The organism is Wolbachia endosymbiont of Zygogramma bicolorata, assembly GCF_051130665.1.
Classification (GTDB): Bacteria; Pseudomonadota; Alphaproteobacteria; order Rickettsiales; family Anaplasmataceae; genus Wolbachia.
On sequence record NZ_CP149530.1, the window covers coordinates 931,592 to 951,036 of the forward strand.

The window sequence follows — 19,445 nt, forward strand, 5'->3', positions numbered from 1 at the left end:
GGCTAGTAGATAAGCCAGTGTGTTCTTTTCCCGTCATCTGAGTAGCTATAGAGTGTCATCCCAGTAACCATAGGGTGTCATCCCAGTGCGTGACACTGGGATCTAATTTTACCTGACTATGTTATCATATAAATCTACCCAATTTGGATTTTCTTTTTCGATCAAATCAGTCTTCCATTTTCTTTTCCAACTTTTTAACAGTCTTTCTCTATTAAGAGCTGAATTTATATCTTGAAATTCTTCAAAATGAACTAATTTATGTACATTGTATTTTGTTGTAAAGCCAGAAATAACTTTACTCTTATGTTCCCAGATTCGTTTAATCAGATTTGATGTTATACCTGTATATAAAGTTCGATTATTCTTGCTTGCAAGTATGTAAACGTAATAATTTTGCATATAACTTAGATCCCAGTGTCACGCACTGGGATGACAGGAGAGAGGACACTATATGTTTATTTGATTGACAAATAAACACTAACAAATAAGATACACACCACATTAAATTGTGGTGTGTACTAGCTGGTTAGAAAGAAAACTTCACACCAGTAAGAAGGAGAATTCCTTGGTTAGAAGGTGCCTCTTCGTTACTACCTACTTTTGTAATCTTATGATTTGCGTTTTGTTTCTCGTTAGTCATAAAATAATGAAGAGCTGCGTAAGGAACAAATTTGCTCTTACTGCATGCAGGAGAAAGATCATATTGAACGCCAAGTGCACCATCGTGAAGCATATCTCCATCATTCATTCTGCTACCAAAGTATGTTAAACTTGTGTAAACATTCTCATGTTGATAACCAGCTCCTACGGTCCAATACATGGTATCTATACTATCTTTACCAAATTGAGCTTTCAGCCCTTCCATTCTTTTGTTAGCATCAGGAAGCAGTTCATATTTTTCAATTTTATTATTAGCATCTTTTGTCAGTATTTCAATACCTTTTGGTTGACCAGATTTGCCCAGATATGCAAAAGAGGCAGCAAATTTTATGCCTTGATCCTCATTAATCTTATAATCAGCGCTTACACCCAAATTAACACCCATAAGGTCATTGTACTCTACAAATTCCTTATAAAGATGCTTATCTTTACTTGGTTTTTTCGCTTGACCATACTCACCAACTGCAGAAGTTTTAACTTTCACCTTATATTTATCAAAGTCATATTCATATGATGCACCAGCACTTATTATGTGCTCATAGTCTGGACCGACATGTTTTATCTCTTCCTTATGTTTTATTTTATCATTGTCTGTACTATCCTTTAAAGGAACTGTTTCTTTTACAGTAAACAAGCTACTATCATAACGAGGTGAGTAGCTGATACCAAATCTTGCGCCCATATAATTTGGTGAGTAGTAAGCAACTCTAAATGGCAGTGTAGTCATAGCATCTTTGTTGTATTTCCCTGCCATGCGGAAAGAGAATTTTTCACTTTCACTCGAAAAACTTTCAGTGTAAAGACGTGGTGTTACATAAAATGGAAAGCTCGCAGCGCTTCCTTCTAAGTTCACTTTTCTGAACCAGTCACTATCTGCAGCTCCGTCAACAGTTGCAATTCTTGTTGCATCAAGTCTCATCAGAGCCTCAGGACCAAATTGATAACCAAGCTTTAGATCACCATGTTTTGAATTTAAAAATACATGTGCACTCCTGCTCCTTGCAGCGTAAACACCCTGTGAAGCCCCTTTGCCTTCTGTAACTGGGACGTGAAATTGCACGTCAGCACCATAAAGAAGACCTAAATCTTCATTTTTATTTTCTGCTCTGAGGTGTAATATCGCATCAGCAGTCATACCCATATCGTTGCTGTAATCACCAATATTTCCTATTCCACTAGGGAATACGGGATTTGCTCTTTGTATCCTATCCTGAGGGGCAGTATAATACTCTATAGATCTGTTTGGCATAACGTTGTAACGTTTATACTCTTCACCACTTGGCCCTGCTTTGCCATAGCTTTGAGCATCAACAACACCACCAAAAGTTATTCTTAAGCCATCTTTTCCTTGGTTGGTGTCGATAATATCAACTCCACCAACTGAAACAACAGGACTTGCCTTACCTTTTTCCTCTGTATTTTTGTTAACAACTTTTACATCCTTCTTTACATCTTTAGCTTTAATTTTAGCATTCTTAGTTTTAGAAGCCTTAGTTTTTGAAACTTTACCTTTTTCTATATTAGAATTCTTAGCATTTAGAGCTTTCGCTTTTGAATCCTCTATAAGCTTTGCTTTTTTCTCATTTGCTAGCCTGATCTCCTCTTTTTTCTTCTGCTCGGCTGCTAATCTTAGCTCCTCTTTTTTCTTAAGCTCTTCAGCTTTTTTTCTTGGATCAGCATTACATATTCTGTCCATCTTTTCTTTCAGTTTTTTATTTGATGTTTTCATAACTTCTGTTTTTCCAGAAGTTTTTGTGCTCTCTTGCTTTTTTATTTCCTTCATACTCTCATCAGGAAAGTCAGCTGCAAAACTGCTGAAAGAACATAAAGTTAATAAAGAAACTAGAGCGGTTCTAGTATAAATAGATTTTTTCATGAAGTGCCCCCAAAAAATTTCGAAATCATTGTCTTAAATGTAAATATATAAAAATGTTGAAAATTCAACTTAAAGCAATCTTATAGTGAAAACAAAAGTAAAGTGCAACACCTTAAAAACAACTTTTTTAATATGCCTAACGTTTATATTAACCAAAATTTAGCACAAAGGTTAATATTTTTTGCTTGTTAGTGCATTATAACTCTATATTTATTCTATGGAAGTAAAATTTTTTTATTCTAGCAATAGAAGGATTATAGAAAATACTATTGACAATAATATCAATCTACATTATAGTTAAATAAATTGTTTAGCTGATAGTAGATTGAGGTAGTTATGGATTTTAGTTTTTTACGCAATTGGTTTAGCACCACAGGTACTAGTGCAAGTAGTATAGATTCACAATTAGGTGATGTTGAACAATCAAGCTCCATCTTAGCAGATAACGGCAAATATAAGGTGGATGATGAGTTTGAGATCATTGAAGATTATGAATTTATAAATCCTGCTGACCCAAATGAACCACATTCTTTACCTTCTTCTTACCAAATAGATGAAAGTATTGCAGAAATTGCAGGATTTAATAAAGAGAAATTATTGGAAATGAGTAATTTCTGTAAAATAAGCTATGGCGATGACGACAATAAGCTAAGTGAAAAAAGATGTCACAACTTAGCTGAAGGACTATACAAAACTGGATTTGAAGTTACTACGGAAGGTTATGAAATTATTCCATCACCTGAAAAAATGTATAAAACCAGAGCTGAACTTATTAGCAAAGGTTATGAAATCATTCTATTTGGTAATAGCTTCGAAGAAGATGCTGGTCATGTTTTTATAAAAGATAAAGAAATAACAATAGCTTACCATGGTACTCGTGGCTTAAATAATGCAATCACTGATCTAAATGCATCTTTTACTACTTCAGAACTTTTACCTGACGGTGGAAGAATTCATCGTGGTTTTTATAACTCATTTACGGATTCATGGCCTAATCTTTATGGCATTTTGAAATCTCATGCTGAAAAACAAGGATCAGAAATCAAAGATTTTAAAATCAATCTCACAGGTCACAGTATGGGAGGAGCTGTTGCTAAGATAGCTGCTTTATGTCTTAATAAAACAGAAGGAGCTGAAGATGTTCATGTTGCAACTTTTGGCGATCCAAGAGTTTTTGATCTTACTGCTAGTGAATTTTATAATGACGTTCTTCAAGAAAAAACCATAAGGGTCACTCACCATCAGCGAGATCCAGTGCCAGCATTATGCCCTGGTTCGTTTGGTTATTCCCATGTAGGCGCACAATTAAGAGTACCAACACCAGAAAGATATTCTGGTCTAGTAAGTCATTTTCATGGACTGGATGGTTATCATGAAGCTATTAAAATAATGGATGAAGATGATTTCCAATCAAACAATAACGTTTCTCTCTTTTACTACCCTTCGAGAATATTAAGCCGAATTAACTCTGCAGTTTTAGGTAATGCTCAATATTATGCTGCAAAATTAGGGGGTTATATTTTAGGTGGATCAAACTTCTTTGAGAAAGTGAAAAAAGAATACCAAAATGATAAATTTGAAGTATTGGAAGTTAAGCAAATAGCACATGAAAATTCCTCATCTATTGCAATGGGCGGATACCTGCCATTATGGAGCAATTATTAGATTGCTCCATAACATCTATTCATTTAAATTCAATATAAAAATTTCCAACACAAGTTATTTGCCATTCTTCTTTAAATTTCTTTAGGTATTCTTTTTTTTCGCACTCTAAAAGCAGCTCTTCCACGCTTTTGTTGTAGCTTTCAGTAGTGATCCTTCCCTGATGATGCATGAACCTTAAGTAAATCAAATAAGTATTAACCACATCTGTTTCACAATAATCTCGAATCTCTTGTATCTTGCCGCTATCGTATAAGCCCATAACTTGTGACCCATCAACTCCAATCTTACCAGGAAGATTAAACGCTGCACAAACTTCGTTCATTTTTACTCTTGCAGAGGCTCCAAAATCAGAGAGGGTTTCAAGTAAGTCACAATGCCAATCACTACTATATCTCTGATTGTAACTATTCCACTTATCACCAGCTTTATGAAAGTATTCTGCTTGAATGCCATGGACCATAGCACGATACTTCAGTACTGGTATATCAAAAGTGCGTCCGTTGAACGAAACTAATCTTGGCTTTTTCTCTGATATGTAGTTAAAAAATCCTTTCACTAGCTCCTTTTCACTGGAATTTAGTGTGCCTCCAGATCTTATTTCTTGCAGTGTGAACACCTCATAACCGCTCTGGTGGCTTATATTGCAAAGTAAAAAACTGATAACTACAATTTGGTGGAAGGGCTGACGCAGAAAAGAGTTTTGCCCGTTTGTTATTTCCAGGTGGTATTTTGTTAATGCATCCCTTTTCTCTTCTACACTACTATCATCACTAATATTGAGTAAATTTTTGCAGGAATTTACATCTGGTATAGTTTCAATATCAAATACTAACAAAGAATTAAGCATTGCCTGTATACTCCTCAGGACGGTCGATCCAAGGTCGCACTTTCACAAATAAAAAGAGGTGTACCTTGCACTCAAATAATTTTTCTAGTTCAGCACGTGCTTCGATATTAATTTTTTTAATATTACTGCCACCTTTCCCTAGCACTATTTTTTTATGACTATCTTTCAACACGAATACAATCTGTTTGATGACTAAACTCTTATCTTTTTTTTCCTCAAATTGTTCAATTATAACAGCTGTAGAGTATGGCAATTCTTCACGCAAGTTCAAGAATAATTTTTCTCTTGTAATTTCTGCTGATAAAAAATTTGTCGAGGAATCGGTTATTTGATCTTCTTCATAAAACCAAGGGCTCACCGGTGCAACTTCAGACAAGTAATTCATCAAATCAGAAAGTCCATCATTCTTTAATGCTGATATCGTAAAAACTTTTTCAAATTTATAAAGCAAATTCAGATGCTCATGCGCCATCTTGAGTTCTGGCCTTTTTACCAAATCAGTTTTATTGATAACCAAAATGCATCTGCCTTTTGTGCGCTGCAGCCGCGTAAATATAGTCTTAATTCTTTCTATATTTTTCAAATAATTGCTTACATCAACAAGTAACAAAGTGATGTCATCACCCTTGATTGCTGACCATGCAGATTTGACTAAAGCTTTTTCAAGTTTTGTTTCTGCTGAGAAAATTCCTGGGGAGTCAGTAAAGACAATTTGTGTGTTGTTGCATGTTGCAATACCCCTTATTTGCGTCCTTGTTGTTTGCACTTTGGGTGTAACAATTGCAATTTTCTTGCCTATGATGCTGTTAATTAATGTAGACTTCCCAGCATTTGGTAAGCCAGCTATGGTTACAAATAAGCACTTTTGTTCTTTCACAAAGGAAATTATAAAGAAAACTGGATGCCAGTGTCAAGCACTGGAATGACAAGTTCTCTGCAACCCCTGCGTCATACCGTCACGGTATCTCTAGATCCCGCTAACACGTAGCGGAATGACAGCAATCCTACGTCATACCGCCGCGAACCGTCATACCGTGATTTATTCACGGTATCTCATCCGCTAACAAGCAGCGGGATGACAGCAATCCTACGTCATACCGCCGCGGTATCTCTTAGCATAGATCCCGCTAACACGTAGCGGGATGACGATTGTCAGGGTGTCATTCCAGTGCCCAGACACTGGGATCTAGTTTTCCATAAATGGTGCATTTTAACATAACTTTTATACTTGATAAAATTCCTGGATTCCAGCATCAAGTGCTGGAATGACACCTCTCTTTGAGCTATAAACATTAAGAAATTTACCAAATGAAAAAAAAGGCAAAAGAAGCCCCGAGTAGCGAGTTTTGACTCTATATTACTGTAAGTGGCGCTGTAATAATGTGCTAACGCTTAAAATAAGCGCGGTTTGGCTGAATGTAGAAAAAATTTAAAAGACATGCAGCCGCTATAATTTTATGTAATCCGCCAATAAATACCCTAAGTTTTTTACTGAATTTTGTCATTGAGCCTGCAGGTCAAAAGCAAGTTTTGAGTCATAAATACCCTTATTGTCATAACAAGGGCGCTGGCGAAATATGTCAAGGGATTTTTGACGAAATGATTTTGAAAGTAAAGAGCGGGAGAAGGGGTTCGAACCCTCGACCTCAACCTTGGCAAGGTTGCGCTCTACCAACTGAGCTACTCCCGCAATTAAAGTAACCTAAATTTACTTAATTATAGGCATATACAGCGATTTGTAAACCCCGTGTACACGAAAAATGTGAGAGCCCATAAATTTGCGTGGTTCCTTCTATGATCTTTTCGTATACTTAAGGCTCATTTTTGATTATCATAGGTTTTCAATTGTGCCAAAAAATGTATTAATTTTATGGGAATATTTTTATATAAAGACGACTTGCCAGCTAGTTCAATACCAGATGATATAAGCTCTATAGCTGTTGATACCGAGGCAATGGGGCTACTTCATAGCAGAGATAGATTATGCCTTGTGCAGCTCTCTTTTAATGATGGCAATGTTCACTTAGTTCAACTCAAGAACGATTACACAGCGCCAAATTTGAGAAAAATATTAGAGGATAAAAATATAACTAAAATATTTCACTTCGCGCGATTTGATCTGAGCATAATACATTATTACTTGAAAACTTGGGCACTTCCGTGCTATTGCACAAAAATAGCTTCACGGTTAGTTCGCACTTACACAGATAATCATAGCTTAAAAGAACTGTGCTTAGAACTACTTGATACCAAATTAAATAAGCAACAGCAATCTTCTGATTGGGGAAATGAAAATTTGACAGACAAACAAAAAAATTATGCTGCATCTGATGTTTTGTATCTCCATAAGATAAAGGAAAAGCTAGATTTAATGTTGGAACGTGAAAATAGAAAAGAATTGGCCCAAAAGTGCTTTGAATTTCTTCCTACTCGCATTGAGTTAGACTTAATGGGTTGGGAAAACGTGGATATCTTTAATCATCAGATATAACCATTTGTGAGAAGTTTTTTGTTTGTGCAAGACACTTTAGGGCAATTTTTCAGAAGAATTTAGTTGATTAACTGTTGATTGATGCGCTATATTTTACAAGCAATCGTTCTAAGTTTAGGTATTTTATGAGTGATGACATTATATCAGTAAATGATCAAAATTTCAAATCTGAAGTCACTGACTATAAAGGGTTTGTTCTGATAGACTTTTGGGCAGAATGGTGTGGGCCATGTAAAAGTCTAATGCCGCGTATTGAACAGTTGGCTAAAGACAGAAAAGGCAAGATTAAGATCTGCAAGTTCGACATAGATGAAGGGACTGAAGTGCCAAGTAAGTATGGAGTGCAATCTATACCCACTTTAATCATATTTCAAGATGGTAAGGAAATTGCACGCAAAATTGGTGCAACAAATGATTTGCTAAGTTGGGTTGATAGTGAAATAAGCTAATAGACAAATTTGCTTTTGTGTGTATTATAAATATTGATAAAAGGGATTGTAGCTCAGTCGGTTAGAGCAGTTCGCTCATAACGAATTGGTCGTAGGTTCGAGTCCTACCAATCCCACCATTGTGTTGATCTTAGCATGATTGTAACAATGAGAAAACTATAGTATATGAATTATATGTTGATATAATAGAGGAAATAATAGAATTTACTAAATCTTTGAATAATAAGTTAGATGAGTTGCACTTACTAAATCATCCATTCTACCAATCATGGAATACAGGAAGCTTAAGCTTGCAAGCTTTACAAACCTATGCTAAAGAATATTATCACCACGTTGCTGCGTTTCCTCGTTATATCAGTGGTATACATTTTTTGTGCCCAGATCTAAAAATGCGACAGGTTTTGCTTGGTAATTTGATAGAAGAAGAACAAGGTGATGAAAATCACCCAGAGTTATGGAAACGTTTTGCTGAAGGGCTTGGTGTAACACGGTCTGATCTCCATAAGGATGCACAGATTAAAGAGACACAGGAGTTAGTTGATGGTTACTTTGATATTGTACGATCAGACTTTGCTTCCGGTTTGGGTGCACTTTATGCTTATGAACGTCAAACTCCAGAGGTTTCTAAGTCTAAAATTGAAGGTTTAAAAAAACACTATTCAATAAGTGATGAGCGTTCTCTTCAATTTTTTACGGTTCATATGCATGCTGATGAATGGCATTCTGAGGAATGTGCAAATCTTATTGCAGACTTAAGCGAAGAAGAGCAAGAGAAAGCCATGCAAGGCGCTAAAAAAGGAGCAAAACTCTTGTGGGGTTTTCTTGACGGGATGATGAACGCTAGTGTGTGTCATTAATTGTAAGTAGATTAAACTCAGTGATATTAAAATGCAATGTAATCTTCTTATATCTGACCTGCGGCTTTGGGTTCATTTAGGATGTAGTGCAGAAGAGAAGTTTCATTCTCAATTAGTTAGTGTTAATATTGATTTTACCTTTAAATCCCCCCCTTTAGGACTTACAACTGACCGGCTTGAGGATACTATATGCTACTTGGAGGTAGTTCAGAGTATTCAATCTCTCGTTCAAAGCAAGCAATTCAATTTAATCGAGCACTTAACCCATGATATATACAGAGCCATTAATAATCTTTTGGTGCAAAAAAAACATATTATTTCTTCCATAAGAGTGACTACTCACAAAGTTGCACCACCCGTTCCCGGTGTGCATGGAGGTGTTCTCTTTACTTATTGTAATACATTACAAGAACAGGAAGATAACTAATGATCTATATTTCTATTGGCTCAAATATAGGAAATCGCTTTTCCCATTTACAAAGGGCTGCTCAGTTACTAAAGGAACGCTATTTTAAAGATTTAAAGTCTTCGATCATTCTAGAAACTAAGGCCATTTTACCAAACGGTGCTCCACCTGAGTGGGATAAGCCATTTCTCAACATGATTGTCTATGGAAGTTGTTCTTCTTCTCCCGAAGAGCTATTAAAAGGTCTAAAACAAATTGAGTGTGATATTGGCCGTTCGCAGGTCTATGAAAAGTGGGCACCTCGCGTTATTGATTTGGATATTTTGTTATGGGATGATCTAACGCTCGATACACCCTACCTTAGAATTCCTCACCCAGAATTGATAAACAGACCATTTTTGCTTCACTTGATGGCAATGCTGAACCCTATGGATAATACTCCAATAATCAACAAGACGTTCGGTACTGTTGCTTATGATATCCCTAACATTCAAGATTGTTTTTTAAAGAGTTTTACGCTTTCACCAGAGCTTGTAGGTATTGTCAATATTACTCCTGATTCATTTTCAGATGGTGGTCTTTATTATGATTCAGATCAAGCAACCAAGCAGGCACTGCGGCTGTTATCAGATGGTGCAAGCATAGTTGAACTTGGTGCTCAATCAACAAGACCTGGATCTTTAATGCAGATCCCAGAGGAAGAGTATGCACGTCTAAAGCCAGTACTTGATAATCTCAATCAGTATATGAAAGTTGGTGATATTAAAGTCAGCATTGATAGCTTCTGGCCAGACGTTATTTTAAATGTTTTGGAACACTACAACATTGCCTGGGTAAACAATCAGAAGGGAGATCTGGATGATAATACCTTAAAAGCAGTTGCTAGCAGTGGATGTAGCATCGTTATTATGCATTCACTTTCAATACCACCACATAGAGACAACATTATTCCAGACGACACTGACCCAATTGATATCATAAATAATTGGGCAGAGAAGAGCATTAGCAGGTTACTTACCCTAGGTTTTGATCAAAGCTCGATAATTATTGATCCTGGTATTGGTTTTGGAAAATCTCTATATCAGAATATCTGGCTTTTACGCAATATAGAAGCATTGCAAAGTTTTGGCTGCAAAGTTCTGGTTGGTCATTCTAGAAAGTCATTTATTTCTTCTTTTTCTACAGAACCTGTCTTTAACCGAGATTTAGAAACAATTGCTTTATCATCTGCATTGCACAACAAGGTTGATTTCCTTCGAGTGCATAATGTGCGTGATCACATGCGATTTTTTGTAGCTCAAGCTGCTTTACAGGAATGAAGATTATCGGAATTATGGCTGTTGATCCCAAGGGGGTGATTGGAATAAATAATGGATTGCCCTGGCATTATCCAAGTGAGTTAGATCATTTTCGTCAGGTGACTGACAAACAAGTTATTGTTATGGGAAGAAAAACATTTGAAACAATACCACAAAACATATTAAAGCCTATTGTTTTTTCTCGTAACAAATTAAGTCCTTGTTTTAATAAAGGCATAGAATGCACTATTGTTTCTTCTATGCAAGAGTTCTTGTCAATCCAAGGTAATTGGAGTTACCCTCAAATCTTCATGATTGGTGGAGCACAAATAGCGCACCTTTTTTTGGAGTATGATCTAATTTCAGAGTTTATCATAACAGAAATTCACAGACCTTATGAAGGTGATGTATATTTCAACTTAACACTTCTTGATAGATGGAATAAAACTATTCTTACCAAAACAAAAGACTATACTATATGCAAGCTAACACGTTAATATGCATATTGAAGCAATTTATACCCACCGCATTGAATGTGGAGAAGTATTAGAGCAAGTTCTTGATCGCTATGTTTCAGAGTTGCTAAGAGAGGAAGTTGTTCTTGCTATCACATCAAAAATCATTTCCATTTGTCAAAAACAAGTGGTTTGCAAAACTGCTTGTTCTAAAGAAGAGCTAATCAAAAGAGAAGCTGATGCAATTGTTGATATGGCTCACAGTATCTGTTTAACGATTAAAGATAATATCTTAATTCCATCTGCTGGTATTGATGAATCAAATGGTAATGAGGTGTATATTCTATATCCAAAAGATGTTCAGAAAACAGCTCTATCAATATGGAACTATCTCAAGACAAAACACTGCATAAAACATCTTGGTATTTTGATTACAGATAGTAATGTAACACCTATGCGTCGTGGGGTTACGGGCGTTGCTCTTGGTTGGTGTGGATTTGAACCACTTTATTCCTATATAGGCAAGCCAGATCTTTATAATCAATCACTGCAAGTAACACAAGTCAATCTTCTTGATGCACTGGCAACATCTGCTGTTTTAGTTATGGGAGAAGGGGCAGAGCAAACACCAATGGCAATAATTAGTGGTGCACCAAAGGTTCACTTTCTTACTCGTCCGCCAACTACAAAAGAAGAAAAAAGTGTTAAGATATCTATGAAAAAAGATCTTTACTCTCCTCTCCTCATGGGAGCCCGTTGGTTGAAGAATTAAAGAGAAACTTAAAAAATTTGCTATTCCTTTATAAGGAGAAATAGTTAAAGGAATTTACTCTATTTCTCCCTCTTTTTTTATTATTTTTAATCTATAGTTAACGTAAAAGAGATATGCAAAAACTCTATTGATCCATAGTCTGCAAATTATTAATAACACTTACTTTAAAGAACCTTACTTTACGCTGATCTTTGAGCGCTCTTTTGTGGTATTTTGTAAGAGTATAACTTGTGAAATCGTCTTCCCTATAGATTAAAGAGTTACACTGCTTTATATGTGATGCTATCCACTCTGCATAGTCCTGATGATCGGTTGCAATGAATATTTCCCCTGTTATAAGTATTTTTTTTGCTAATAAATTTAAAAATTCCGTATTAATTAATCGTCTTTTATTGTGACTTCTTTTTGGCCATGGATCTGGAAAGAGGATAAAGAATCTTTCAACACTGTTGTCAGGAAAATTTGCAATCAATTCTCTTGCATCTTCTGTCCATATTAAAATGTTTTTTATGTTTTGTATTTCTATGTTTGTTAGCAAGCGAGAAACCCCCTTTAAGTAGGGCTCACATCCTATAAATAATAGATCAGGTTCATTGAGCACCTGGTAAAGCATATTTTCACCGTTGCCAAAGCCTATTTCTACCCATATTCTTTTTCGTGAATTTACAATCTTCTCTATAGATTCCTTGCTGTTTTGAATAGAATATTTTTCCAATATTTCATCAACATCCGGTTTTAACCTGGACCTTCTGGAGAACGATCTAATCCACTTGCTATTCTTAAATAGCATATTCTTGATACATATATAATTTTCTCACTATATTTTATATAGCTTAAACAATTCTCGAAATGAATTAACGAAAAATTACTTGTCAATAATTATTAATATTATATAATATATGAGTTCTAATAAAGTTTAAATTAAAGGTCACATTGCATGAATAATAATGATCCAGTTGTAAATCTACCGGTTACTATCAGAAAGCTATCATCAAACAAGTTTATAGAAGAGATATGTCAAGGCCAATTTGAGGATCAAGATAATGCCTTGTTTGAAGATTCTTTTGTTAACAAAATTAAAGAAGGAGATGTGGTAGAAGGTGTAATTACAAGAATAAACCCTAACGACGTTGTGGTTGATATTGGTTTAAAGTCTGACGGGAGAATTCTGATCAAGGAACTCGGTTGTAATGATGAGATCATTATTGGCTCGAAAATTAGAGTTTATGTGGAAAGAATTGAAGATTATCATGGTAATGTTGTTCTTAGCCGTGAAAAAGCAATTAGAGACGAGAAATGGAATAAGTTGGAAGAAGATACAGTTACAAGAGCTGAAGTAAGCGGAGTTATTAAACGCTCAATTAAATGTGGTTCTATTGTTGATCTTGGTGACGGAATAAGCGCTTTTTTACCGCTGAGTCATGTGGATTTGAAGCAAGTAAAAGACGCGAAGCACCTTATTGAAACTGAACAAAAGTTCATCGTGCTTAAAATGGATAAGAAGCAAGGTAATATTGTAGTATCAAGAAAGCTGGTGTTAGAAAAATTGCACGCTGGTGAAAAAATTAAATTTTTAGAATCTTTAAATGAAGGCGATATAATAGAAGGAAAAATAAAAAGCATCACTCATTACGGTGTATTTGTCGGTATTCATGAATCAGATGTAGTGGGAGTTATAGATGGATTGCTACATATTACAGATATCTCTTGGAGTAGAATGAGTCATCCATCTGCAGTTTTTGCTTGTGGCCAGACTATAAAAGTTAAAATTATAAAAATAGATAAGGAAAATGCTAAAATTTCCTTGGGTGTGAAGCAGCTAGAAGATAGCCCTTGGCAAGATGCAGAGTCAAAATATCCAGTTGATAGTGTGCATAAGGGTTATGTAACAAGCATAGAAGATTATGGATTGTTTGTTGAGCTTAGACCTGGAATTGAAGGTTTAGTGCACTCGTCAGAAATAACTTGGGTTAAGAGTAATTTACCAGTTAGTAGTCTCGTAACAAGGGGACAAGAAGTATATGTAAAAATTCTCAGTATTGACATTGCTAAGAGTAGGATGAGTTTAAGCATGAAAAGGTGTGTAGACAACCCTTGGCAAGTATTTATCAAGAAATATCCTCCTGGTTCTATTGTTTCTGGTGAAGTGAAGAATAATACCGGCTCATATGTATCTGTTGCTTTCAATGATTCTGAAATAGATGAGAACGTAGAAGGGACAATATATGTGAAAGATTTAAGTTGGTCTAAAAATAGCTCAGATGAGATAAAGAAGTATAATGTAGGTGATAAAATAGAAGCAAAAGTAATAAGGGCTAACGTGAATCGGGCAAGAATTTATCTTGGAATAAAACAAATAGAGTATGATCCTCTTGAAGAACTGATAAAGAAAGTTAAGGTAGGCGATAAAATACAGGTTATTGTAGGTAAGAGAGAAGATAATGGACTAGTCGTTGAAGTTGAGAACGATGTAACCCTTCTAATAGATCAAGAGCATTTACCGGAAAATAAAAAGTTCTCTATATCAGAAAAAATAGAAGTTGAAGTATTGGGTGTTGAAGAATATAACATAGTATTATCTGCTAAGTGATAAGGTTTACTTATTTTGGCTTCATATAAATGGCAACAAAGTCTGATATAATAGCGAGGGTAGCAAAAAGACATCCTTTTTTAGATAAGATTGTTATAGCAGCTATAGTTGATAGATTTTTTGGGATACTTTCAAGCACATTGAAGCATCATAATAGAGTTGAAATTAGGGGGTTTGGTTCTTTTTCAGTTAGAAGTTATAACTTGAAAGAAACAAGCCATTTAATGTTACAGAAGTTTACAAAGAATCAATACTTTAAAACATATTTTCGTAGCAGTAAAAAATTATCTGATTTGATAAATGAATAAAAATTTATACCATAAATAAGATGAAAGTAGGGGTTTGAGTTTATACTGTACGATAGAAATTTTTAGCACCATATGCAAGTAGTAGAAATAGTTATACGTAATAACACATACAAAATATCTTGCGAAAGTGGGAAAAAGAGCCATTTATTACGTCTTGCTAATAGTTTTGACAAGCTAGTTGGTTCTGTATCTCAAAAAACTGGAGGTAAGGGTTCGGATGCATTAAATTTCTTACTTGCAGCGCTAATTCTTGAGGATAAAATTTTAGAATTAACAAAGCGGTTGGATGAAGCAAATCAAGAGCGCGAAAAGTATAGAAACGAGAAAAGAATAGAATATATTGAGGTACTAGATAAGATAAATAAGATTATCACTAATCTTGAGTGCATAAAGGATTAGCTTCAATAAAGCAAGCAATTAAATTGACTATCTGACTATTTAAGCCAGGAGGGAGGTTTGTCTTACGAGTTATGTAACAATATAATTCGTAATCATCAAGATCAACTATTTTTTCGTATTCGATTAGTTCGCTCAAGGAAAATTTATCAAGATATTTCAATGCGAAATGCCCTAAAAGTATATCGGTTTCTTTGCAACCCCTATGCCAGCTTCTATACATCAATTTTCTTCTGAGTAGTGAGGTATCTGTCATTACAATTAAACTTTTTTTTAATTTAAAAGTTAAACTAAATACTTGTCAAGCGAGGCGCGTTTTAATATACTTAACATTTGTTTAAGATCTAAATATACAGGTGGAATTAATTTCTAATCTTATTCATCAATTTAGCGATGGAATATATTGTTTTTTGTCATTTGCCTTAATCATTTCTGTTATAGTGTTTGTGCATGAATATGGGCATTATGTTGTTGCCAAAGCATGCAAAGTTAAAGTTGAATCTTTTTCTATAGGTTTTGGTCCTGAAATTTTTGGTTTTAACGATAAGTCTGGAACTAGATGGAAACTAAGCGCTGTTCCATTGGGTGGTTATGTTAAAATGTTAGGGGATACTAATGCAGCGAGTGTCCCAGCTGATCAAAAAGAATTAACTGAAGAAGAAAAGTTGTATTCATTTCATACAAAACCGCGGTATAAAAAAGCAGCAGTGGTTTTTGCAGGACCTTTTGCAAATATGATACTTGCTGTTATAGCTTTTACAATATTTTTTAGCACGGCAGGTTATTACCGCACTCCACCGGTGATTAGGGATGTAATTGAAGGAAGTGCAGCCAAACAAGCTGGCCTATTACCAGGTGACACTATTACACAAATCAATGAACATAAAATAAAATACTTTGAAGATATTTCACGTGTGATAATGTCGAACCCCAAGACGAGAATGGAAATTAAATATAGCAGAAATAATGAGGAGCGTAGAACTAGCCTGACTCCATTGACAATTGAGAGTAGAGATGTTTTTGGCAACATAATAGAAAGAGAAACTATAGGGATTATTTCAGTCAATACATTAAAGCAGTCATCTTTTCTTGGGGCTGTGAGCTTATCAGTAAGTGAAACTTACCACACTATGTGCTTAACGATCAAAGCTATCTTTCAAATTATCGTTGGTAAGAGAAGTGCAAGTGAAATAGGTGGACCAATAAAAATTGCAAAATATTCAGGGCAATCAGCCAAAAAAGGATTTATTATGGTTGTGTATCTCATGGCAATTATTTCAGCTAATTTAGCTGCGATTAACTTGCTACCAATTTCGCTACTGGATGGTGGGCATTTATTTCGTTATATTATAGAAGCAGTTATACGTAGAGATTTAAGTTTGAAATATCAAAAATATGAGGCTACCTTTGGTGCTTTCATTTTGTTCTTGCTGATGGCAATTGCAATTTCGAATGATATTAGGAGTCTTTTTTAAAATAAATATGAAAAAGCTATTTTACATACTAATAGTAATTTTTATCTCCTTTCCCGCTCTACTTGTTGCTTTAGAAAATAAGGAAAAAGTACAGATAAAAGATATCAAATGCATTGGCAATGAGCGAGTAAGCAATCAAACAATAGGGTTTTATATAAAGTTAGAACCTGGTAGCTATGTAGACGACGATGATATAGATTCGATTATAAAAGGTTTATATAAAACAAAGTTGTTTGCTAGTGTTAACGCTTATATCGATGATAAAAAAAATTTAGTAGTAAAAATTCAAGAAAATCCACTAATTAACAAGATAATATTAAAGGGTAATAAATTATTTAACAGCAAAGAGCTGCTAAATAATGTAATTCAATCAAAATCGCTAACTATTTTCACTGAAACAAAATTGCAAAACGATTTAATGAATTTAATCACTACTTATAGAAATAACGGTAAGGTTGGTGTTAACGTTGCATATGAGCTGAATAAGCTTGATAGTAATAGGGTCAATCTAATTTTTAAAATAAAAGAAGGTAAAACCTCTAAAATTAAGGATATAAGATTTATAGGTAACAAAAACTTTTCTGAAAACGAGCTAGAGCAAGCTATTAAAGTGCATAGTAATGACATATTTAGTAAGTTATTTAGAGCCATGTTTAAGGGCGGAACTCGTTATTCACCACAATATTTATTGATTAACACAGAATTGCTCGATCGTTTTTATTCGTCTAAGGGATATATTCAAAATAATATTCAACCGATTGTTGAGATTGATAATAACAATCAGATAGAATTGACTTTTTTGATTGACGAAGGACAGCAATATTTGTTTGGAAATAATGAGGTTAATATTGAAACTGAAATTCAGGATTTAAGCCTAAAAGAAGAAATATTGGACTTTATAACAGAGGAAAACGATAAGATATTTAATAGAGTTAAAATTAATAATACAGTAGAAAAAATAAACAAGTATTTAAATGAGAAAGGATATATATTTGCAAAAGTTAATCCAGAGTATGCACAACGTGACAATGTTGTAGATGTGACCTACAGAGTGCTGCCGGGTAAAAAGATTTATATAAATCAAATTACAATTGATGGTAACGATCGCACTTTAGATAAAGTGATCAGAAGTAAGCTAAGTGTAGCAGAAGGTGATGCATACAATATATCTGAGATTCAAAAATCACGTAAAAAACTAATTAGTAGTGATTTTTTTGAAACAGTGAAAGTAAATAGTTACGCAGTTAATGACGATGTAGTAAATCTTGACTTAAATGTTAAAGAAAAAAACACTACTTCGTTGTATTTGGGAGGAGGTGTGTCTCTTCCTGGTGGAGCATTGATTAAAATTAACCTCAAAGACCGTAATTTATTTGGTACTGGAAAAGAGCTCTCTTTTGCTCTCGAAAAAAGTCAATACGTATTTTCTACTGATTTAGAGTTTGTTGAAAATAATTTTAACGATTCTGATACGTCACTAGGCATGGGTGTATTTTATGAAAAACAAGATAAACCAAACACTACTTTCGATACTTGTAACTGGGGAGGAACAGCAAAATTATCATATAAAATCTCAGAAAATCTCATCAATTCCTTTCACTATTCTTATAAGTATAATCATATACACATGGATAATAAGGGTGGAAAAGATGAGGATATCTCTCAGATAATAAGAGATCAAAAAGATGAACATCAGATTTCATCAGTAGGATACACATTGGCATATAATAAACTGGATAATCTTTATGCTCCAAAAGAAGGATATTTATTGCGTATAAGTCAGGATATTTCAGGATTGGGAGGGAATGTAAACTTCCTAAAATCTGAGTTCTTGTCTTTTTACACGCATCCTATATTAAGTAAAATTGACGATAGCATAATACTACGCTTTAAGATGGCAGCAGGTCATATTTTTTCTTATACCGATGAAGATCTAAACATTGGCCAGCACTTTTTTAAAGGGGGTAATGAGATTAGAGGGTTTGACCTTTCCGGCATTGGACCAAGAGCAGAAGACAAAAATAAAAGCTCATTGGGAGGCAAAACTTATTTTAATTTAACACAGCAAGTAGATTTCCCACTACCAAAACTATATGACTATGCTGGTATCAAAGGCTCATTATTTGTTGACTATGCAACACTTTTTGGCTTAGATGATAAAAATGAGAAATATAAAGATCCATATAATGATAGTAAGCTTATAAGAGTGTCACCAGGTTTTGGCTTTTCAATGCCTTCTCCTTTTGGTAGACTTAGATTAGATTTTGGGTTTCCTTTAGTAAAGGAATCTTATGATATAATACCATCACCAAATGTTAAATTTTCTATTGAAGCGGGGATTTGAATGAAATATATACAGTTATTTATATCAGTTATTGCCTTAATTATTTCCTTATTTGTGGGGTATAAGTTTGCAGGATATCAACCTCAGAACACAAAGGCTGCCATTATTGATAGTGATAAAGTTATCAATGAATCTCTTGCTCTGCGAAACATACAACAACAAATAAAGGAGCAGAATTCTAGATTACAACAAGAATTTGAAAGTGAGTTAGAAAAACTTAAGCCATCAAAAGAAGAATTTGAACTTTTGTCAGAAGAAGCAAAAAAGGAAAAGACAGAACAGTTTAATAAGCATACTGTAAATGCTAGAGATGCTTACGCTGAAAAAATGTTGTATTTAGAAGAAAGTTATAGAGATGCAGTAGAGAGTGTTTTTAACAAGATAAAAGAAGTTGCTAAAAAAACGGCAGAAAAAAACAACATAGATTTGGTACTATTTATTTCAAAAAAGAACCAAGTTTTATACTCTATGGATGAAGTTGATTTATCGGATATGGTATTAAACAATATAAACAAGGAAATACCTGAATTTGCTTTAAAAGGCATTGAGTAGGCTT

20 protein-coding genes and 2 tRNA genes are annotated in these 19,445 nt (G+C 34.4%); 15 read left to right on the forward strand and 7 right to left on the reverse strand.

Features of this window, described 5'->3' with window-relative positions; genetic code table 11:
- Positions 1 to 108: 108 nt before the first annotated feature.
- Entirely contained in the window at positions 109 to 399 is a 291-nt protein-coding gene (locus WKH12_RS04435) for a GIY-YIG nuclease family protein (RefSeq protein ID WP_434732104.1), read from the reverse strand.
- Positions 400 to 526: 127 nt separating this feature from the next.
- Positions 527 to 2,536 (reverse strand): WD0745 family porin, encoded by a 2,010-nt coding sequence (locus WKH12_RS04440; RefSeq protein WP_434732105.1) that lies wholly within the window; start codon positions 2,534 to 2,536, stop codon positions 527 to 529.
- Positions 2,537 to 2,872: 336 nt separating this feature from the next.
- Between WKH12_RS04440 and WKH12_RS04445 the strand changes: the two genes are divergently transcribed.
- Positions 2,873 to 4,201: a lipase family protein gene (locus WKH12_RS04445; protein WP_434732106.1), complete on the forward strand. Its 1,329-nt coding sequence runs from the start codon at positions 2,873 to 2,875 to the stop codon at positions 4,199 to 4,201.
- A 19-nt stretch (positions 4,202 to 4,220) separates the two neighbouring features.
- Here WKH12_RS04445 and WKH12_RS04450 read toward each other — a convergent pair whose 3' ends face one another.
- The 3 genes from WKH12_RS04450 to WKH12_RS04460 form a co-directional block, all read right to left on the reverse strand.
- Positions 4,221 to 5,048, reverse strand: a complete 828-nt coding sequence (locus tag WKH12_RS04450) for a 3'-5' exonuclease (protein WP_434732107.1) — start codon at positions 5,046 to 5,048, stop codon at positions 4,221 to 4,223.
- A complete protein-coding gene (gene era / locus WKH12_RS04455) occupies positions 5,041 to 5,925 on the reverse strand; it encodes a GTPase Era (RefSeq protein ID WP_434732108.1) in 885 nt (294 codons plus the stop codon). The genes WKH12_RS04450 and era overlap by 8 nt, the downstream gene beginning before the upstream one ends.
- A 740-nt stretch (positions 5,926 to 6,665) precedes the next feature.
- Positions 6,666 to 6,738, reverse strand: a tRNA-Gly gene (locus WKH12_RS04460).
- A gap of 180 nt (positions 6,739 to 6,918) precedes the next feature.
- Between WKH12_RS04460 and WKH12_RS04465 the strand changes: the two genes are divergently transcribed.
- The 8 genes from WKH12_RS04465 to WKH12_RS04500 all read left to right on the forward strand — a co-directional run bounded on the left by WKH12_RS04465 (position 6,919) and on the right by WKH12_RS04500 (position 11,776).
- Positions 6,919 to 7,539, forward strand: a complete 621-nt coding sequence (locus WKH12_RS04465; protein ID WP_341821054.1) for a ribonuclease D — start codon at positions 6,919 to 6,921, stop codon at positions 7,537 to 7,539.
- Positions 7,540 to 7,664: 125 nt separating this feature from the next.
- Entirely contained in the window at positions 7,665 to 7,988 is a 324-nt protein-coding gene (gene trxA, locus WKH12_RS04470; protein WP_253309585.1) for a thioredoxin, read from the forward strand.
- Positions 7,989 to 8,030: 42 nt separating this feature from the next.
- Positions 8,031 to 8,107, forward strand: a tRNA-Ile gene (locus WKH12_RS04475).
- 78 nt (positions 8,108 to 8,185) lie between these two features.
- Positions 8,186 to 8,845, forward strand: a complete 660-nt coding sequence (locus WKH12_RS04480) for a CADD family putative folate metabolism protein (protein ID WP_253309584.1) — start codon at positions 8,186 to 8,188, stop codon at positions 8,843 to 8,845.
- Between the two features lie 31 nt (positions 8,846 to 8,876).
- Positions 8,877 to 9,272, forward strand: coding sequence for a dihydroneopterin aldolase (locus WKH12_RS04485; RefSeq protein ID WP_253309583.1), 396 nt, complete (start codon positions 8,877 to 8,879; stop codon positions 9,270 to 9,272).
- Complete coding sequence (gene folP / locus WKH12_RS04490; protein ID WP_434732109.1) at positions 9,272 to 10,570, forward strand: dihydropteroate synthase; 1,299 nt, start codon at positions 9,272 to 9,274, stop codon at positions 10,568 to 10,570. The genes WKH12_RS04485 and folP overlap by 1 nt, the downstream gene beginning before the upstream one ends.
- A complete protein-coding gene (locus WKH12_RS04495) occupies positions 10,567 to 11,046 on the forward strand; it encodes a dihydrofolate reductase (RefSeq protein WP_265032896.1) in 480 nt (159 codons plus the stop codon). The genes folP and WKH12_RS04495 overlap by 4 nt, the downstream gene beginning before the upstream one ends.
- A 1-nt stretch (position 11,047) precedes the next feature.
- A complete protein-coding gene (locus tag WKH12_RS04500; protein WP_434732110.1) occupies positions 11,048 to 11,776 on the forward strand; it encodes a putative folate metabolism gamma-glutamate ligase in 729 nt (242 codons plus the stop codon).
- Between the two features lie 124 nt (positions 11,777 to 11,900).
- Here the strand turns inward: WKH12_RS04500 and trmB are convergent, their stop codons facing one another.
- Entirely contained in the window at positions 11,901 to 12,566 is a 666-nt protein-coding gene (gene trmB, locus WKH12_RS04505; RefSeq protein WP_253309594.1) for a tRNA (guanosine(46)-N7)-methyltransferase TrmB, read from the reverse strand.
- Between the two features lie 147 nt (positions 12,567 to 12,713).
- Here trmB and WKH12_RS04510 point away from each other — a divergent pair, with 147 nt between their 5' ends.
- The 3 genes from WKH12_RS04510 to WKH12_RS04520 all read left to right on the forward strand — a co-directional run bounded on the left by WKH12_RS04510 (position 12,714) and on the right by WKH12_RS04520 (position 15,073).
- Positions 12,714 to 14,366 (forward strand): 30S ribosomal protein S1, encoded by a 1,653-nt coding sequence (locus WKH12_RS04510; RefSeq protein WP_434732111.1) that lies wholly within the window; start codon positions 12,714 to 12,716, stop codon positions 14,364 to 14,366.
- 29 nt (positions 14,367 to 14,395) lie between these two features.
- Positions 14,396 to 14,674: an HU family DNA-binding protein gene (locus tag WKH12_RS04515; RefSeq protein ID WP_010963035.1), complete on the forward strand. Its 279-nt coding sequence runs from the start codon at positions 14,396 to 14,398 to the stop codon at positions 14,672 to 14,674.
- A gap of 72 nt (positions 14,675 to 14,746) precedes the next feature.
- On the forward strand, positions 14,747 to 15,073 hold the full coding sequence (locus tag WKH12_RS04520) for a cell division protein ZapA (RefSeq protein WP_434732112.1): 327 nt from the start codon (positions 14,747 to 14,749) through the stop codon (positions 15,071 to 15,073).
- Here WKH12_RS04520 and WKH12_RS04525 read toward each other — a convergent pair.
- Positions 15,048 to 15,326 carry an FAD assembly factor SdhE gene (locus tag WKH12_RS04525; RefSeq protein WP_182158663.1) on the reverse strand — a complete coding sequence of 93 codons (279 nt, stop codon included), beginning with the start codon at positions 15,324 to 15,326 and terminating at the stop codon, positions 15,048 to 15,050. The genes WKH12_RS04520 and WKH12_RS04525 overlap by 26 nt on opposite strands.
- A gap of 100 nt (positions 15,327 to 15,426) precedes the next feature.
- On the opposite strand from WKH12_RS04525, the gene rseP reads away from it, so the two are divergent.
- From rseP to WKH12_RS04540, 3 genes are read left to right on the forward strand one after another with little or no spacing between them, the layout of a single operon-like run.
- Positions 15,427 to 16,545: an RIP metalloprotease RseP gene (gene rseP / locus WKH12_RS04530; protein ID WP_264731241.1), complete on the forward strand. Its 1,119-nt coding sequence runs from the start codon at positions 15,427 to 15,429 to the stop codon at positions 16,543 to 16,545.
- Positions 16,546 to 16,552: 7 nt separating this feature from the next.
- Positions 16,553 to 18,889, forward strand: a complete 2,337-nt coding sequence (gene bamA / locus WKH12_RS04535) for an outer membrane protein assembly factor BamA (protein ID WP_264731239.1) — start codon at positions 16,553 to 16,555, stop codon at positions 18,887 to 18,889.
- Positions 18,890 to 19,441 (forward strand): OmpH/Skp family outer membrane protein, encoded by a 552-nt coding sequence (locus tag WKH12_RS04540; RefSeq protein ID WP_264731237.1) that lies wholly within the window; start codon positions 18,890 to 18,892, stop codon positions 19,439 to 19,441. It abuts the gene before it with no gap.
- Positions 19,442 to 19,445: the final 4 nt, after the last annotated feature.

Coding starts and splice junctions, on each gene's coding strand:
- WKH12_RS04435 (WP_434732104.1), bottom strand. CDS start 399: ATGCAAAATTATTACGTTTACATACTTGCAAGCAAGAATAATCGAACT.
- WKH12_RS04440 (WP_434732105.1), bottom strand. CDS start 2,536: ATGAAAAAATCTATTTATACTAGAACCGCTCTAGTTTCTTTATTAACT.
- WKH12_RS04445 (WP_434732106.1), top strand. CDS start 2,873: ATGGATTTTAGTTTTTTACGCAATTGGTTTAGCACCACAGGTACTAGT.
- WKH12_RS04450 (WP_434732107.1), bottom strand. CDS start 5,048: ATGCTTAATTCTTTGTTAGTATTTGATATTGAAACTATACCAGATGTA.
- WKH12_RS04465 (WP_341821054.1), top strand. CDS start 6,919: ATGGGAATATTTTTATATAAAGACGACTTGCCAGCTAGTTCAATACCA.
- trxA (WP_253309585.1), top strand. CDS start 7,665: ATGAGTGATGACATTATATCAGTAAATGATCAAAATTTCAAATCTGAA.
- WKH12_RS04485 (WP_253309583.1), top strand. CDS start 8,877: ATGCAATGTAATCTTCTTATATCTGACCTGCGGCTTTGGGTTCATTTA.
- folP (WP_434732109.1), top strand. CDS start 9,272: ATGATCTATATTTCTATTGGCTCAAATATAGGAAATCGCTTTTCCCAT.
- WKH12_RS04495 (WP_265032896.1), top strand. CDS start 10,567: ATGAAGATTATCGGAATTATGGCTGTTGATCCCAAGGGGGTGATTGGA.
- WKH12_RS04500 (WP_434732110.1), top strand. CDS start 11,048: ATGCATATTGAAGCAATTTATACCCACCGCATTGAATGTGGAGAAGTA.
- trmB (WP_253309594.1), bottom strand. CDS start 12,566: ATGCTATTTAAGAATAGCAAGTGGATTAGATCGTTCTCCAGAAGGTCC.
- WKH12_RS04510 (WP_434732111.1), top strand. CDS start 12,714: ATGAATAATAATGATCCAGTTGTAAATCTACCGGTTACTATCAGAAAG.
- WKH12_RS04515 (WP_010963035.1), top strand. CDS start 14,396: ATGGCAACAAAGTCTGATATAATAGCGAGGGTAGCAAAAAGACATCCT.
- WKH12_RS04520 (WP_434732112.1), top strand. CDS start 14,747: ATGCAAGTAGTAGAAATAGTTATACGTAATAACACATACAAAATATCT.
- WKH12_RS04525 (WP_182158663.1), bottom strand. CDS start 15,326: ATGACAGATACCTCACTACTCAGAAGAAAATTGATGTATAGAAGCTGG.
- bamA (WP_264731239.1), top strand. CDS start 16,553: ATGAAAAAGCTATTTTACATACTAATAGTAATTTTTATCTCCTTTCCC.
- WKH12_RS04540 (WP_264731237.1), top strand. CDS start 18,890: ATGAAATATATACAGTTATTTATATCAGTTATTGCCTTAATTATTTCC.